The sequence below is a fragment of the Bremerella sp. JC817 genome (assembly GCF_040718835.1).
Taxonomy (GTDB): domain Bacteria; phylum Planctomycetota; class Planctomycetia; order Pirellulales; family Pirellulaceae; genus Bremerella.
In genome coordinates, this window is sequence record NZ_JBFEFG010000066.1 from 1 (window position 1) to 433 (window position 433).

At 66.5% G+C, this 433-nt stretch carries 1 protein-coding gene; it reads right to left on the bottom strand.

The features are described from left to right. Positions 1-100: 100 nt before the first annotated feature. Positions 101-433: hypothetical protein (locus AB1L30_RS00305; RefSeq protein ID WP_367011365.1), on the bottom strand; the 333-nt coding region annotated here is incomplete at its 5' end.

Consider the following 433-nt stretch of genomic DNA (forward strand, 5'->3'; position numbering starts at 1 on the left):
GTTCATATTCAAGAGTACGAATGGCCACCGTAAACGAAGTCATAGACACCACGATCGACGATCCGGGCAACCGGACTCCCCTCGTGATTGGCGGGCACGACTACGGCTCGATTACCAAGTTGGTTTGCCGGATCACGTTCCAGTCGGCAAGTTCGTGCCGAAGCTGTTGGCAGATGTCCAAGACCCGTGCGTAGGTTTCGACCGTCAGCGGTTTGCCGGCCCGCCGGGGGTCAGGCTGGTGATCATCAGGCCGTACTGCGAGGGGCCCCCCCCCCTGCCCCGGATTGACGTACGCCAGGGCCGGCCCGCCGCCGGGCGCCCCGAACGACGGCACCGGCACCACCTGCGTGTAGACGCCCAGCGTGTATCCGTTCGACGGAGGCGGGGCCGGCTGGATGTACGCGGGCGCCGGCTGCGGGGCGGGCGGCAGTTG